Raw genomic sequence first — 14,736 nt, 5'->3', positions numbered from 1 at the left:
CCGGAGGCCGTCCGCGCACCGATTTCGATATGGCTCCGGCCGGGCAATAAGGTCTCTCCGTTGTCTCAGGTCGGGTTGTAGGGAGTCGTACGTGGCCAAGCTCACGCTCGCGCAGCTGGAACGCCATCTGTGGGCCGCCGCGGACATTCTGCGCGGCACGATGGACGCCTCCGAGTACAAGGACTACATCTTCGGGCTGCTCTTCCTGAAGCGCGCCAACGACGAGTTCGAGGCGGCCAGGGACAGGCTCCGGCAGTATGCCGTCGAGGAGCTGAAGCTCGGCGACGAGGACCTTCGCGGCTACCTTGAGCAGCCGGGCCCCTACCGCAAGCGCGATGTGCTGTACGTGCCCGAGCAGGCCCGTTGGCACAGGATCTCCGCTGTCCCCCACAACATCAACGAGAAGGCGCTGCGTCCCGCGCTACAAGCGCTCGAGAGTCAGAACGCGAAGCTCAAGGGCCTCTTCGATCACCTCGATTTCAACCGCATCGGTGGATCGGGGGCCGCGTCCGGCGCGGCCAAGCTCGCCGACCAGCGCCTGAAGCTTCTCATCGCGCACTTCGGGCGTATCCGGCTGCGCACGGACGACTTCGAGTTCCCTGACCTGATCGGTGCCGCGTACGAGTACCTGATCAAGGAGTTCGCGGACACGGCCGGACGCAAGGGCGGCGAGTTCTACACCCCGCGCGCCGTGGTCCGCATGATGGTCGAGCTCCTCGCCCCCACCGAGAACATGAGGATCTACGACCCGTGCGTCGGCTCGGGCGGCATGCTCATCCACGCGGCGGAGTACGTGGAGGAGCACGGCGGCGACACATCGTCGATGTTCTTCGCCGGACAGGACGCCAACTCCGGCTCTTGGATCATGTCGACGATGAACATGGTGCTGCACGGCGTACGTCGCTTCGACCTGGCCACCGGGGACACGCTGTCGCAGCCGGCGCACGTTCCGCGCTCGGACGAGGACCGGTTCGACGGGGTGCTCAGCAATCCCCCGTTCTCCCTGGACTACACCCTTGCAGACCTGGCGCACCCGGCCGAGCGTGCCAAGTACGGGGCGACGAGCGAGCGCGGCAAGGCCGACCTGATGTTCCTCCAGCACATGCTGTGGGAGGCCAGGCGGGAGGGCCCTCGCGGCGGCATGGTGATCACGGTCATGCCACACGGGGTGCTGTTCCGTGGCGGCGGTGAGAAGACGATCCGTACGGAACTGCTGGAGAAGGACACCATCGAGGCGGTCATCGGCCTCGCCCCGAACCTCTTCTACGGGACCGGCATCCCGGCCTGCATCCTGGTGCTCCGCCCGCCGGGCCGGAAGGACCGGGCGCGGGAGGGCAAGGTGCTGTTCATCAACGCCGACCGCGAGTTCCACGCGGAGCGGGCGCAGAACATTCTGCTCCCCGAGCACGCCGAGAAGATCGTCTCGACCTTCCACGCGTACGAGGAGGTACCCGGCTTCTCGCGGATCGTGACCCGCGAGGAACTCGCCGCCAACAACGACAACCTCAACATCCGCCGGTATGTGGACAACACGCCGCCGCCGGAGCCGCAGGACGTGCGGGCGCATCTGGTGGGCGGGGTGCCGCGCGCGGAGATCGAAGCGAAGAAGCCGCTGCTCGACTCGTACGGGATCGGGGTGACCGACCTGTTCGTGGAGCGGGAGCCGGCGGACCCGGCGTACGTCGACTTCCGGGACGAGGCGGCGGGCGGCCGTCCCGATCTGGGCGAGCTGGCCCGGCCCCGGGAGGAGGCGCTGCGGGCGGAGTTCGCCAAGTGGTGGGAGGAGGAGGCCGCCCTGCGGCTGGAGGCGGTGGCGGCCACGCCCGAAGTCCTCGCTTCCTCCACGTCCTCCGAGCGCAAGGCCGCATTGATGGCAGTGCGGGGGCAGTTGATGAAGTCGTTCGGGGAACGGCTGGGCCGGGTCGGGCTGCTGGACCGGTACGCGTTGGCGGGGGCGGTCGCGGGTTGGTGGTGGGACGCGAAATACGACCTGCTCGCGCTGTCGGAGAACGGGTTCGGCGGTGTTGTGGACGGATGGGTCGAGAACGTCGACACGATGCTCTCGCCCGAACAGGACGCACGGACGAAGAAGCTGCGGACGCGGACGGCGGCGGAGCGGCGCCAGGCGTACGGCCACAAGGTGGTGGCCGCCATTGCTCCCGGGTTCCTGGATGAGCTGGCGGAGGCGGACGCACGCAAGGCGGAGGCGGACGCGCGGTTCAAGGAGCTGAGTGCTCGGCTCTCCGGGGGCGGTGAGGAGCCGGAGGCTGACGGTGAGCCGTCCGACAGCGAGGCCGACTCGGAAGAAGTCGCGCTGAGTGTGGAGGAGTTGGCGGAGCTCACGGCTGAGCTGGCCCGGGTGAAGAAAGCACGCACGAAGGCGGGCGCAGACATCAAACGCCTTGAGGCGGACTTCCACCGGTATCCGTACCCGAGCGATCCGCCGACGCTGGGGGAGGAACCGCCGCGCTTGTTCCGGGCACGGGCGGAGCTGGACGCGGAGGGGGAGCGCCGGGTGGTGCTCGACCTGCTGCGGGACGACCTGGCGGCGAAGCTGGACGGGCATGTGGTGCGGCGGCAGCGGGAGCTGGCGGCTTCCTATGAGACGTGGGAGCAGAAGTACGCGGTTTCCTTGAGGGAGATTCGGGCGGGGCAGGGAGCGGTTGCGGCGAAGTTGGATGGGTTTCTTGAGGAGCTGGGCTATGCCAGGTGACGTTTGGTCGGAGTTGAAGCTTTCCGACGTCTTGGCTGAGCCGATCCGCAATGGCTATTCGCCGCCAGAGAGCCAGGCCTGGACCGGAGTTCAGATGTTGGGCCTTGGGTGCCTATCGGCTAAGGGCTTCAATCCTGTCCAGCTGAAGAACGCCCCTGGGTCGGTGTCGGTGATGCATCCTGCGATCCTTCAGGATGGCGACCTGCTGGTCAGCCGCGCGAACACTCGGACGTTGGTGGGGATGGTGGGGGTCTATCGCGATGTCGGAACCCCATGCATCTATCCCGATCTGATGATGCGCGTCCGTCCCTCTAAGCGTTACTTGGTTGAGTTCCTTGAGTTGGTGCTTCGTTCTCCGCGAACACGGCGACGTGTAATGGCTATGGCGCAGGGGACTTCGGAGAGCATGGTGAAGATTTCAGGCGATGTGCTGCGCCAACTTCCTGTGCCTGATTTTTCGGTTGATGAGCAGCGGCGGATCGTTGAGATAATCAACAGTTTCACTGAGCTGGAGCGGGGCATCGAGGCGTCGATTGCTAAGTTTGAGGCGTTGCGCTCCGGTTTGATAGAGGAGCTTGCCGAGCTGGAGTGCGGACTGTTCGATGCGGTGCTCAAGCAAGGGCCCCAGAATGGGATCTACAAGCCCGCAAACTCGTACGGTCTGCAAGGCACCCCTATCGTGCGCATTGACAGCTTCTCCAGGGGGAAGTCCGATTTTACTCGGGGTCTGTTGCGCGTCGCCGTTAGTGGTGACGAAGTTGCACGATATGGGCTGGAGGTAGGGGATATTGTAATCAATCGCGTGAATACGCTCGACCTCGTTGGCAAGTCAACATCAGTGCGGCGCTTGACTGAGCCAACGATTTTTGAGTCGAACATGATGCGATGCAAACTGCGTCGTTCCGCTGCCGAGCCTTTGTTCACTGAAACGTGGTTGGGGAGCTCGGTAGTCAAGCGGTACTTTCTGCAGCGTGCTAAGAGTGCCATCTCTCAAGCCAGCATTAATGCCGATGACGTGCGTAATTGTCCGTTCCCGAAAATGGGTTTGTTGGGGCAGTTGGCGTTTCTTGAGCGGCTCAATGCCGTAGACGATCAGAGGCTGGCAGAGGTGGCCGAGCTTGCGAAACTGCGTCAACTCAAGCAGGGGCTTGTGGACGACTTGCTGTCGGGACGGGTTGCGGTATCTGCTGTGGCGGCCTAAGAACCCCTATCGGAATGCGGTTCGGCCGAGGATCCTGCTGCCAGAGGTAGGTGTGGAGTTGCCATGGCAGGATCCGGCTGTGACGTGTGATGTGTGTGGACACGAGATGCGGCAGGCGCCGGTAGCGGAACCGCGAGCGGCGTGGGACTTGCCGGTGAAGGAGCGGTGGTTCTGCTCCTGGTGCTACGCGTGGACCGAGCTGGGACAAGATCCCCATGAGGTTTCACGGCCGCAGTACCAGCCCATGTACGGGCGCTGGGAGCGGGCAGAATCACCGAGCCTCCCGGAGAACGTGGCCCATGCCTATGACACGGCCTACGCCTACACAGGCTCCGGCGCGACCCTGTGCGGCATAGAACACGAGGGTCTCTCGGTCTCTCCGTACTGGTGGATGCCGGATCGGAGTAACGCGTGTGGCGCCTGCAAGGAGGCCGCGTCCGTCATTGACCAGCGCTGGCCATTGGAAATGCGTCGCGGGAATCGTGTTAATCCCGCGCCTCCCGCCGGTTCCTGCTGGCCCCCCTTCTAGGGTTGCCCGCCCAACGACCTGAGCCGCCTCCAGCAGATCAACGCGCACGCGAGTCTGAGGAAAGCTTCGTGGATGTCGTCGCGTATCTCCCAGCGGATGCGTAGACGGCGGAACCAGTGCAGGTGGGCGAACGTGCGCTCTACGACCCAGCGCTGAGTGCCCAGGCCGGAGCCGTGCTCGGTACCACGGCGAGCGATCACTGGCTTCACTCCGAGGTCCCAGACCAGGCGGCGGTACTTGTCGTGATCGTAACCCCGATCACCGAGCACCACGTCCGGGCGGCGCCGGGGCCGGCCGCGTTTGCCCCGCACTGGCGGCACGGCCTGCAGCAGCGGGATGAGCTGGGTGACGTCGTTGCGATTGCCGCCGGTCAGGGTGGCGGCGAGCGGGATGCCGGTGGCATCGGTGATCAGGTGGTGCTTGCTGCCCGCTCTGCCCCGGTCGACAGGGCTTCGTCCGGTCTTGGCTCCCCCTTTAACGCGCGGATGTGGGAGCCGTCGACGGCCGCCCGGGAGAAGTCCAGGGCGTTGGCGTTGCGGAGCTTGGCGAGGAGAACCTCGTGCAGCCGGGACCACACGCCAGCCTCGGTCCACTCGGCCAGGCGCCGCCAGCAGGTCATGCCTGACCCGAAGCCGAGTTCTTGCGGCAGGTGTTCCCAGGAGATCCCCGTGTGCAGCACGAACAGGATGCCCTGGAACACCAACCGGTCCGGATGCCGCTTGCGCCCAGGGTGCCGGGTCCGGCGCTCAACCTTGGGCAGTAGCGGCTCGATCACTGCCCACAGTTCGTCGTCGACTTCCCACGGCTTCGGCCGCGCCACCGCACACCTCCGGATCAGCAGTCCCGGGGTGATCCAACCACTTCGAAGATCATTTCGTTAGGGGTTCTAAGCGGGCGACGTCCGGCCCGCGCACTAAGGCGGGCCGGACGGATCGTGACGGTGAGCGGTCAGGCGGGCAGCAGGCCGTCCTTGACCGCTGCGACGAACGATGACCAGCCGGTCGACGAGAAGACCAGTGCGGGCCCCTGCGGGGCCTTCGAGTCGCGGACCGGGACACCGGTCGTGTAGCCGTCCAAAACCTCGATGCAGCTGCCGCCTTCGTTGCCGCTGTACGTCGACTTGCGCCAGCCGTGCAGGGAGGAGGCGTTGGGGATGATGGGTTCATTCACGGTGTTCGTAGTCCTTTGCTGTCGCCCTCATCAGGGTCAGTGACTCCTTGAGCGGCATTGCGTCGCCTAGCGCGAGATCGTAGGTGCCTTCAAGGCGGTCGACCATGGCGGGAGAGTCGTGAATCCTGCCTACCTGGATGCCTTCGGAGTACGCCACCGGAGGCTGATCCTCGAACTTGAGCAGGGTGAGCATGCTCTGCATGAGGGGGTGGACCCCCAGCGCGAAGGGCAACACGTGGACGCGTACGCGTCCTGATTCCGCCAGCTTCACGATGTGGCGGAGTTGTTCCGCCATGACGTCCGGCCCGCCCACCACCCGCCGCAGCACAGCCTCGTCAAGCAGTGCCCACACTACGGGTGTCACCGGGTCCTCCAGGATCTTCGCCCGCTCAAGGCGTGTGACAACGAGCCTGTCACATTCCGTTTCACCCACCGGAGGGAACGACGTACTCAGAACTGCACGTGCGTACCTTTCCGTCTGGAGGATGCCGGGGATGAACGACAGGGCGAACTCCCGGATCATCGTCGCCTGCTGTTCGAGCTGAAGGGCCGCCTCGAAGTACCCCGCGACAGCGGTGTCCTCGTCCGGCAGGAAGCTGCTCAGCACATCGCCCGTGTTCAGCGCCCTGTCGAGGCGTCTCGCGTCCTCCTTGGACGGGGTGCGCCGCCCCGCCTCAATGTGCGCGATGTGCGAACGCGTCATGACGGCGGCTGTCGCCAACTCCTGCTGTGTCATCCCGGCCGCCTCGCGCTGCGCCTTCAACCACTCCCCATAGATGTTGCTCACCGTGAACTCCCGTGTGACAGATGCGTTGTCACCTCTGACCCTCTGGCGAGCCTAGCCCGGCCCGTCTCACTCTGTGAGTGGATCGCTACACAGCGACGTCCATGCACGTCGACCTGCCCTTGGGCACGGAAGACCCCCGCGACCGCTACCGACGGCCCGGGGGCATGGCCCTCAACCGCACTGGAGTTGAAGACATGTTGCACCGTATCGCCTGCCTCGTCGAGCCGCTGCTGCGGCTCCTGTGGCCCGCCTCCGGGCGCCACCGGCACCGGAACCGGCACCGACACCGCGCCGGGGGAGCGGCGCGGCCCACCCCCGTGCCGGCCGCCCCCGTCTCGCCCGGCCGCCGCCCCTCCCCGCACGAAGCCCTCCTCTGCGGCGAGGACTCCCGGCTCGTCCGCCCCTACCTCCTCGCCCACGAACGACGTGCCCAGGCCAGGCAGCAGCGCGGCCGTCGCCGGACCCTCTGGCTCGCCGTGCACGGCATCGACGTAGGGCCACGGCGCATCCACGGCTTCGACGTCGGCTCGCGCCGGATCTGGGGCAACGAGGTGGCCGTCTCATGATCTACAAGAGTCACGACGCCGCCACCTCGTCAGGCCGGCCCCGCCTCCTCCCCTGGTCCAACCTCGACGGTAACCCCTGCTACCTCGTCACCGACGACACCGGAACCAGCCGTCTTTCGCGCCTTGCCGACGACGTCGAAGCCGTCCAGCTCGGCATGGCCGACGACCTCCTCGGCCACGCCGTCGATCTCCTGGGAGACGCCAAGGCCACCACGCCTCAACTCCGCTACCTCGCATCTCGTTTGGCCGAGGCGCTCCACGACGTACACCGCATCGCCCGCAGCAGAGGAGCGCGCCTCGCCGTGCCCCGCGACGACGAGGACTCACGCGCCGTCCCGGAAGAGGCCCCCGGCACCTGACCCACCCCCTCCGCCGAGCGTGTGGACGTACCGGCACAAAGCCCCGTGTGTCCGCGCGCTCAGCCGGGTCCTACGTCCCGTTCTCTTCCCCTCACCCCGCCCCCCGGGCGCAGAATGGATCTCCGGGGAACAGCGGGACGTACGGAGAGAGGCGCGGGGCTGTGGTGGTGCACGTCGAGCGGGACGAGGTGGAGCGGCCGTTAGTCGCGCAGTTGGAGGCCATGGGGTGGACGCACGTCCCGGGCGTGGAGCTGGACACGCTCGACGCGGCGGTGCCGCTGCTCGTCGACCAGCTCGGGCCCGCGCTGCGGCGGATCAACCTCCGGGGCAGTGACGGTCAGCCCTGGATGGGTGAGGACGACATCCGGCGGGCGGTCGGCGAGCTTGCCTCCCTCTCCCTGGGCAAGGGCGTCGTGCAGGCGAACCTCGCCGCCACCGACATGCTGCTCCACGGCTGGACGCTTCCCTCACCCTCCGCCGCGCACGGTGGTCCGTCCGCCACCGTCCAGTACGTCGAGTGGCATCCGGACCTCATCACGCGCAACACCTTCACCGTCGTCGACCAACTCCGTGTGCGCAGCCGCTCCGGCGAACTGTCCATACTCGACCTCGTCCTCTTCGTGAACGGCATCCCGCTCGTCGTCGTCGAGTGCAAGAGCCCCGATCTCGCCGAGCCCGTCCGCAGTGCCGTGCTCGATCTCCGGCACTACGCGGGGAATCCCGTCCTTGACCTCGACGCCACCGGTGCTCCGGTCCCCGCCGGCGTGCCGGAACTGTTCCGGACCGTGCAGCTCCTCGTCGCCGCGACCGGCGAGACCGCCCACCTGGGCACCGTCACCTCTGAGCCCGAGCACTTCCACCCGTGGCGCAGCGTCGAACCGGAGGAGGAGAGCACGCTGCGGCGGGAGCTGCGTACCGCCGGGCTGCTCGTGGACGGCGCCGGTTCGGCTGCGCCCGCGCCGCTCGGCGAGCAGCAGAAGCTTGTCGGTGTGGTCCTGCGGCCGGCCGCCCTGCTCAACGTCGTACGGCACTACGTGATCCCGATGACCGTCGAGTCGGATGCGGACGGCGGGGCCGTGCGGACCGTGAAGGCCGTCGCCCGGCACCAGCAGTACCGGGCCGCCGAGAAGGCCGTACGCAGACTGCTGACCGGGCGGGCCCGTGCCGGGCGTGACACCGAGGACGAGCGCGGCGGTGTCATCTGGCACACGCAGGGCTCCGGCAAGTCGCTGACCATGACGTTCCTGGTGCGACGGGTGCACCTGCACCCTCGGCTCAGTGAGTTCACGGTGGTCGTGGTCACCGACCGCACCCAGTTGCAGACCCAGCTCTCGCGGACACTGAAGCTCAGCGAGTCCGACGTCGAGACGGCGGAGACCCGGACGCAGATGGAAGGGCTGCTGCGCGACGGTGGGCGGCGCGTCGTCTTCGGCATGATCCAGAAGTACGGGACCGGGTTCACCTTCGCCGGGGACGCGGAAGGCAGCGCAGACGACCGGGATCTGACGGCAGAGGGAACAGGCCGCAGCGAGGACGAAAGCCCCGGCCCTGTCCCGGACTTCCCCGAGTGCAACACCTCACCGGACATCCTCGTCCTCGTCGACGAGGCACACCGCTCCCACACCAGCGTCCTGCACGCCGCGCTGCGCAAGGCGGTCCCGAATGCCGCCAAGATCGGGTTCACGGGTACGCCGATCATCACCGGGCGTGAGGAGGACACGCGCCGGATCTTCGGGCGGGGGGACTCGCCGCGAGGCTTCCTCGACGAGTACCGGATGGAGGACGCCGAGCACGACGGCGTCGTCGTGCGTATCCGCTACGAGGGGCGGACCGGGGAAGGCGAGGTCCGTGACGGGGAGGTCCTCGACAGAGGGTTCGACGACCTCGTCCGGGACCGCACCCCCGAGGAGCGGGCCGCGCTGCTCAAGCGGTGGCCCACCGAGCGGGACGTCGCCGAGTCCGTTCCCATGATCGAGGCGAAGGCCGAGGACATGCTGGAGCACTGGGTCACCACCGTGCTGCCCGGCGGCTTCAAGGCGCAGGTGGCTGCCGTCAGCCGGAAGGCGGCCGTGCAGTACCACCACGCCCTGCGCAAGGCGCGTGACGAACTGCTGGCCCGGCTGTCCGATTTCGACCCGGAGTCGGTGGCCGGGATTCCGCCGGAGAAGCTGTCCGGCAGGCTGCGCTACCTCCACCAGGCTTACCAATTCCGGGCGCTGCTGCGCCGGATCGACTTCGTCCCCATCATCTCACCGGGCTCAGGCCGCAAGCGGGGGGAGTGGCGGGAGTGGACCGACGCCGGCCGCCAGGAGGCGTACACCGAGCGCTTCCAGAAGGCGTTCCCCGAACTGGCGCCCGACGCGGAGTGGGTCGCCGTGACCCCCTTCAACCCACCGCAGGCCCCGATACCGCCGACCGACCAGGCCGACGGCTTGAACGCCCCGTGGTCCGAGGCCGCCAACAGCGAGCAGCCGCCGCTTCCCACCTCGGTGCCCGACCCCGTGCACCCCGACAGCCCCATCGCGTTTCTGATCGTGAAGTCCATGCTGCTCACGGGATTCGACGCGCCGCGCGAACAGGTGCTCTACCTGGACCGGCCGATCCGGGACGCCGAGCTGCTCCAAGCCGTCGCGCGTGTCAACCGGACCTCGCCCGGCAAGGAAGTCGGTTACGTCGTCGACTACTACGGCGTCTTCGAGCATCTGTCCAGCGCACTGGCCGGGTACCGGAACGCCGATGTCACCGACACCATGCGCGACCTGTCCTACGAGGTGAACGAACTCGGGCCCGCGGCCCAGAAGGTCCGGGACTTCCTGCGGCACAACGGAATCGACGACGCGGAGCTCGACCAGCTCGCCAAGCTGGGGCCCGCAGCTCTCGCACTGCAACCCGAAGACCTTCGGTTCGGCTTCGACGAGGTGCTGCACGCGTTCCTCGCCACCCTCGAGCGCGTTCTTCCGCACGAAGATGCCCTGAATTACGTCGGGGACGCCAGGCGTTGGAGCCTGCTCCAGAAGCGGGTGCGGCGCCTGTGCCGGGACGACGAGGGCGGCACGTTCACGATGCGCCGGTACGGCCGCAAGGTCCGAGCCATGATCGCCGACCACCTCGAAGGCCCGGAGATCGATCAGGTCATTCCACCGGTCTCGCTCACCGCGCTCACCTTCGACGACGCCGTGCGGCGGCTGCCGCCGCAGGAGGCCGCGGCGGAGATGGGCCACGCGCTCCGCTTCCACCTGGAGGAGCGGACGAAGAGGGAGGACCCCGCGAAGTACGAGCGGCTCTCCAAGCGCCTGGAAGAGATCCTGCGCACGATGCCGGGTCGCTTCGAGGAGCAGATCGAGGAGTTCGGCCCGCTCATCGAGGAGGCCAGGCAGGAACAGGAGGAGTCCCCGGAACTCGCCGGTCTGACGCCGCTCGAACAGAGGGTGTATCGGCTCGTGGAACAGATCCTGGAGGACACACCCGGGATCAGGCTCGCCGGTGGCGCAGACGTCCGGCAGCTCACGGGCAAGGTGTGCGACGTCGCCACCCAGGTCATGGCCAGGGCCTCGTACCAGGGACAGCACCAGGACATCAGCATGCTGGCCGGAGACCTTCACGAAGTCCTGCTCAGCAGCGGGGTCCGGCCGGTGGGTGCGGACTGGGCGCCGTTGGACAGCGCGGCCGAGCGCCTCGCCTCCTTCGCGCAGGACAACCTTCGGCAGTTCCGGGCCAGGGCGAGGGGAGAATGACTGGGTGACCGCGCCGGCCGATCCTTCGACATACTCCGTCCCCCCATCCCTGCTCACGGTGGACGGATTGGCTCTGCGTGTGTGCGTCAGTGCCCGCAGGAAACGGTTCGCACTGACCGTCGAGACCGACGCGACCCTCACCCTGCACACCCCTGCCGGGCGTTCGACAGCCGAAGCGAAGCAGTTCGTACGCGCGCACCGGAACTGGTTGCTGACCAAGCGGCACGAGCGGGAGCGCACACGCCCCCTCAGTCCCGTCAAACAGTTCGTCGACGGAGAGGTCTTCCGTTACCTGGGGCGTACGTACCGGCTGGCCGTGTCCGGTGAGGAGGGGGCGACCGGAGGAGTCCGGCTGATCGCGGGGCGCCTTGTCATGGGCCCGGATCTGGCGGCGGAGCCGCAGGCGGGTCGGGCGGCGCTGGTCGACTGGTACTGCCGGGCCGGCCGGAACTGGACGGGACACCGGCTTCAGCCCTGGGCGGCCCGCATGGGGGTGCCCGAGCCGGAAATCGACGTGCGGGACCTGGGAGACCGGTGGGGTTCGTACCGGCCGCCGCAGGCCGGGTCGGGCGCCAAGGGTCTGATGAGTCTCGGGTGGCCGCTCTTCCAGTTGCCCATGCACCTGATCGACTACGTCATCGCGCATGAACTGGCCCACGTGAAAGTGTCCGGGCACCGCGAGGACTTCTGGCGGCTGCTGCGGAGCGCGCTGCCCGAGTACGAAGAGCGGCGTGCGGACCTCGACGAGCTAGGGCGACGACTTTGGATGGGCGATATTCGGTAAGTCCTGGCGTGACTCCTCGCTTGTAGGGAGTTCAGTTACCGCAGTGCCACCAGACGCGTCCACCTACTCCGGCCTCGGCGGACCCGACGCGCCCGGTCCTGGCGGTGTCGGGCGACGGCGGAGCGCTCTACTCGATCGCCGAACTGGCCACGCCCGCCAGTACGACCTCCCGGTCACCTGGCTGATCGTCGACGACGGCGGCTACGGCATTCTGCGCGAGTACATGACGGACGCCTTCGGTCAGGCCACGGCGACGGAACTGACCCGTCCCGACTACGTGGCCCTGGCGGAGTCCTTCGGCGTCCCGGGCGTGCGTACGACCCCCGAGACCCTGGAGGCCGACCTGGCGAAGGCCCTGGCGGAACCAGGGCCTTCGGTGGTCGTCCTGCCGGCGCTCCTGCGGATGTTCGCGCCGACGCACCTCAGCTGACGTCGGACGGGTCCAGGCGGTAGAGCGTCGACTGGCTGGTCTGCGACGAGGAGTTCGCTGTCGTGGTCTTGCCGTAGGCGCTCTCCTTCACCGCCGTGCCGTGCTTCCGGACCCAGGACGTCACCTCGGAGCTGAGGTTGTTGTTGCCGCCGCCCGGGCCGCCTCCCATGCCCCCGCCGAGCTGGACGTAGTGGAGTTCGCCCTTCTTCACCAGCTCCTCCAGCTTCGCCACGGTCATCGCCCGATCGGTGCCGGTGAATCCCCACATGGAGATGACCGGCACGCCGCTGCTCAACTCGATCTGCGCCGCACCCTGCGAGTTGGAGACCGCGAGCAGCCACGTGGCCCCGTCCCGGTGCTTCTTCAGGTAGGCGATGAGCTCGCTGCTCGCCCCGCCCATGCGACCGGGGCCGCCGCCGAAGCCCCCGCGCGTGCGGTCGTCGCCGGTCGCACCGTCCTGGGTGCCGGGCTCGCCGCCGGTGCCGTTCGGGGGCGTACCGCCCGTCTCGGCGTTGCCGCCGCCCTGTTGGCCGCCGGGGAAGCCGCCGCCGGGGAAGCCGCCGCCGGGTGCGCCGCCGCCCGGGGCCCCACCGGCCTCGGCGTTCTGGCCTGAGCCCTGCTGGCCGCCGCCCGGCATCCCGCCGTTGCCGGGGCCGCCGTTGCCGCCGAAGGCGCCGCGGCCGCGGGCGGGCCCGCCGCCGAAGCCGCCGCCCGTGGAGGGGCCGGCGGTCGGGTTCGTGCCGCCCATGCCGCCGTCGCCCGAACGGGACGGCACCGACCAGGCGTACGCCGCCGGGCCCGCGAGCGCCGCGACGACCGCCGCGGTGACGGAGGCCGCCAGGAGCCGGACGCGGTCGTCCGAGCGGAAGACGAACAGGCCGACGACCGCCGCCGCCATGACCACACCGATGGCCGGCCACAGCCAGGTGTTCCAGCCGGAGGCCCGGCGCAGCAGCACGATCGCCCAGACGGCCGTCACGGCCAGTCCCGCCGGAAGCACCCACGCCCAGCGCCTGTCGGCGCGGAACGCGCGCAGCAGCATCGTGCCGCCGCCCCCGCACAGGGCCGCGATGCCGGGGGCGAGCGCGGTCGTGTAGTACGGGTGCATGGTGCCCTCGGCCATGGCGAAGGTCAGGTAGTGCAGCGCCGTCCAGCCGCCCCACAGCAGCAGTGCGGCCCGCGTCAGGTCGGTGCGCGGGGCGCGGCCGCACAGGATCAGGCCGCCGACGCAGGAGATGGCCGCGAAGGGGATCAGCCAGGAGATCTGGCCGCCCAGGATGTCGTTGAACATGCGGCCGATGCCCGCACTGCCGGAGAAGCCGCCGCCTCCGCCGCCTCCGCCGCCTCTGCCACCGCCGTTGCCCTCGCCGCCGAACACACGGCCGAGGCCGTTGTAGCCCATGATCAGGTTCCATGCGGTGCCGTCCGTCGAGCCGCCGATGTACGGCCGCTCGGAGGCGGGCACCAGCGACACGGCCACGGCCCACCAGAAGCTGGAGACGGCCAGGGCCACGCCGGCCACGAGCAGGTTCACAATCCTCTTCAGCACGCCGACGCGGGCCGCGAACAGGTAGACCGCGAACACGGCGGGCAGGGCGATGTAGCCCTGGAGCATCTTCGTGTTGAAGGCGAGTCCGAAGCACAGCGCCGAGCCGATCAGCGGCAGCAGCCGGCCGTTCGTCACCGCGCGCAGCGCGAGCGCCGCCGCGCCGACCATCAGCAGGACCAGCAGCGTGTCCGGGTTGTTGTCGCGGTTGATGGCGACCGTGATGGGCGTCAGCGCGAGCACCAGCGCCGCGACGGCCGCCGCCCCGTGGCCCCACACCCGCTTCACGGAGGAGTGCAGGATCCAGATGGTCGCCAGCGCGGCGACGATCATCGGCGCCATCATCTGCCAGGTGCCGAAGCCGAACACGCGGCACGACAGTCCCATGACCATCAGCGCGAGCGGCGGTTTGTCGACGGTGAGGAAGTTGCCCGCGTCCAACGAGCCGAAGAACCACGCCTTCCAGCTCTGGGTGCCGCTCAGCACGGCCGCGCTGTAGAAGCTGTTCAGGCTCGATCCGGACAGGTTCCAGGAGTACAGCACCGCGGCCAGCGCCAGGATGCCGAGCAACGCCGGCAGCGACCAGCGCGGCGCGGTGCCGTCGTCGGGGGACGGACCGTGGGGCGGCCCGGCGGCCGGTGAACCGGGGGCCGGGGGGCGGCCGGGGACTTCGGAGCGAGGATGTGTGGCAGAGGTCACCAGTGCACCGTGCAGGGACGCCTTGGGTACGGACTGTGGTCCGCCTGGGCGTGAGCTGTGGATGGGTGAGAGCCCGGTAAGCGGACGGCAAGTGAGAGGTTCCTCACGGGGGCGCCGCGATTGCGGGTGTGAACCGGCCTGCGAACGATTGTGTGACCGAACTCGCCTACAACTTTCGGACATTCCCGTGAGTCAATAGGGCACGAGCGCGCCCGGGG

The 14,736-nt window shown here is 68.4% G+C and carries 10 protein-coding genes and 1 pseudogene; 7 read left to right on the top strand and 4 right to left on the bottom strand.

Annotation, left to right across the window (positions count from 1 at the left end; translation table 11 throughout):
* The first annotated feature begins 91 nt into the window (after positions 1 to 91).
* Complete coding sequence (locus ACFYZE_RS16705) at positions 92 to 2,713, top strand: N-6 DNA methylase (RefSeq protein WP_388993735.1); 2,622 nt, start codon at positions 92 to 94, stop codon at positions 2,711 to 2,713.
* A complete protein-coding gene (locus ACFYZE_RS16700) occupies positions 2,703 to 3,914 on the top strand; it encodes a hypothetical protein (RefSeq protein ID WP_388993732.1) in 1,212 nt (403 codons plus the stop codon). The genes ACFYZE_RS16705 and ACFYZE_RS16700 overlap by 11 nt, the downstream gene beginning before the upstream one ends.
* 525 nt (positions 3,915 to 4,439) lie before the next feature.
* On the opposite strand, the gene ACFYZE_RS16695 is transcribed toward ACFYZE_RS16700, so the two are convergent.
* The 3 genes from ACFYZE_RS16695 to ACFYZE_RS16685 all read right to left on the bottom strand — a co-directional run bounded on the left by ACFYZE_RS16695 (position 4,440) and on the right by ACFYZE_RS16685 (position 6,400).
* Positions 4,440 to 5,263, bottom strand: a protein-coding gene (locus ACFYZE_RS16695; protein WP_388993729.1) for an IS5 family transposase whose coding sequence is annotated in 2 segments (ribosomal slippage) — positions 4,440 to 4,918 and positions 4,918 to 5,263 — 825 coding nt in all. Because the reading frame shifts where the segments join, the coding sequence is not laid out codon by codon here.
* Positions 5,264 to 5,391: 128 nt separating this feature from the next.
* On the bottom strand, positions 5,392 to 5,613 hold the full coding sequence (locus ACFYZE_RS16690) for a DUF397 domain-containing protein (RefSeq protein ID WP_388993726.1): 222 nt from the start codon (positions 5,611 to 5,613) through the stop codon (positions 5,392 to 5,394).
* Entirely contained in the window at positions 5,606 to 6,400 is a 795-nt protein-coding gene (locus tag ACFYZE_RS16685; protein ID WP_388993724.1) for a Scr1 family TA system antitoxin-like transcriptional regulator, read from the bottom strand. The genes ACFYZE_RS16690 and ACFYZE_RS16685 overlap by 8 nt, the downstream gene beginning before the upstream one ends.
* A gap of 194 nt (positions 6,401 to 6,594) precedes the next feature.
* On the opposite strand from ACFYZE_RS16685, the gene ACFYZE_RS16680 reads away from it, so the two are divergent.
* The 5 genes and pseudogenes from ACFYZE_RS16680 to ACFYZE_RS16660 all read left to right on the top strand — a co-directional run.
* Positions 6,595 to 6,966 carry a hypothetical protein gene (locus tag ACFYZE_RS16680; protein ID WP_388993721.1) on the top strand — a complete coding sequence of 124 codons (372 nt, stop codon included), beginning with the start codon at positions 6,595 to 6,597 and terminating at the stop codon, positions 6,964 to 6,966.
* Entirely contained in the window at positions 6,963 to 7,325 is a 363-nt protein-coding gene (locus ACFYZE_RS16675; protein ID WP_388993718.1) for a hypothetical protein, read from the top strand. Before ACFYZE_RS16680 ends, ACFYZE_RS16675 begins: the two co-directional genes overlap by 4 nt.
* A 161-nt stretch (positions 7,326 to 7,486) precedes the next feature.
* The gene (locus ACFYZE_RS16670) at positions 7,487 to 11,059 is read left to right on the top strand and encodes a type I restriction endonuclease subunit R (RefSeq protein ID WP_388993716.1); all 3,573 of its coding nucleotides are present in this window, start codon (positions 7,487 to 7,489) and stop codon (positions 11,057 to 11,059) included.
* 58 nt (positions 11,060 to 11,117) lie between these two features.
* Positions 11,118 to 11,843: a M48 family metallopeptidase gene (locus tag ACFYZE_RS16665; protein ID WP_388993714.1), complete on the top strand. Its 726-nt coding sequence runs from the start codon at positions 11,118 to 11,120 to the stop codon at positions 11,841 to 11,843.
* Between the two features lie 71 nt (positions 11,844 to 11,914).
* Positions 11,915 to 12,273, top strand: a pseudogene (locus ACFYZE_RS16660) (thiamine pyrophosphate-dependent enzyme); the annotation flags it as partial.
* On the opposite strand, the gene ACFYZE_RS16655 reads toward ACFYZE_RS16660, so the two are convergent.
* Positions 12,266 to 14,518 (bottom strand): ArnT family glycosyltransferase, encoded by a 2,253-nt coding sequence (locus ACFYZE_RS16655; protein WP_388993711.1) that lies wholly within the window; start codon positions 14,516 to 14,518, stop codon positions 12,266 to 12,268. The pseudogene ACFYZE_RS16660 and the gene ACFYZE_RS16655 overlap by 8 nt on opposite strands.
* Positions 14,519 to 14,736 lie beyond the last annotated feature (218 nt).

The sequence above is a fragment of the Streptomyces sp. NPDC001796 genome, assembly GCF_042892355.1.
In the GTDB taxonomy this organism is placed as follows: domain Bacteria; phylum Actinomycetota; class Actinomycetes; order Streptomycetales; family Streptomycetaceae; genus Streptomyces.
Note: the sequence above shows the minus strand (reverse complement) of the source record. Positions and strands in the feature narration are given on the sequence as shown.

Excerpts from the sequence above, each read along its gene's own strand:
- ACFYZE_RS16700 (WP_388993732.1), top strand. The coding sequence starts at position 2,703 with ATGCCAGGTGACGTTTGGTCGGAGTTGAAGCTTTCCGACGTCTTGGCT.
- ACFYZE_RS16675 (WP_388993718.1), top strand. The coding sequence starts at position 6,963 with ATGATCTACAAGAGTCACGACGCCGCCACCTCGTCAGGCCGGCCCCGC.
- ACFYZE_RS16680 (WP_388993721.1), top strand. The coding sequence starts at position 6,595 with ATGTTGCACCGTATCGCCTGCCTCGTCGAGCCGCTGCTGCGGCTCCTG.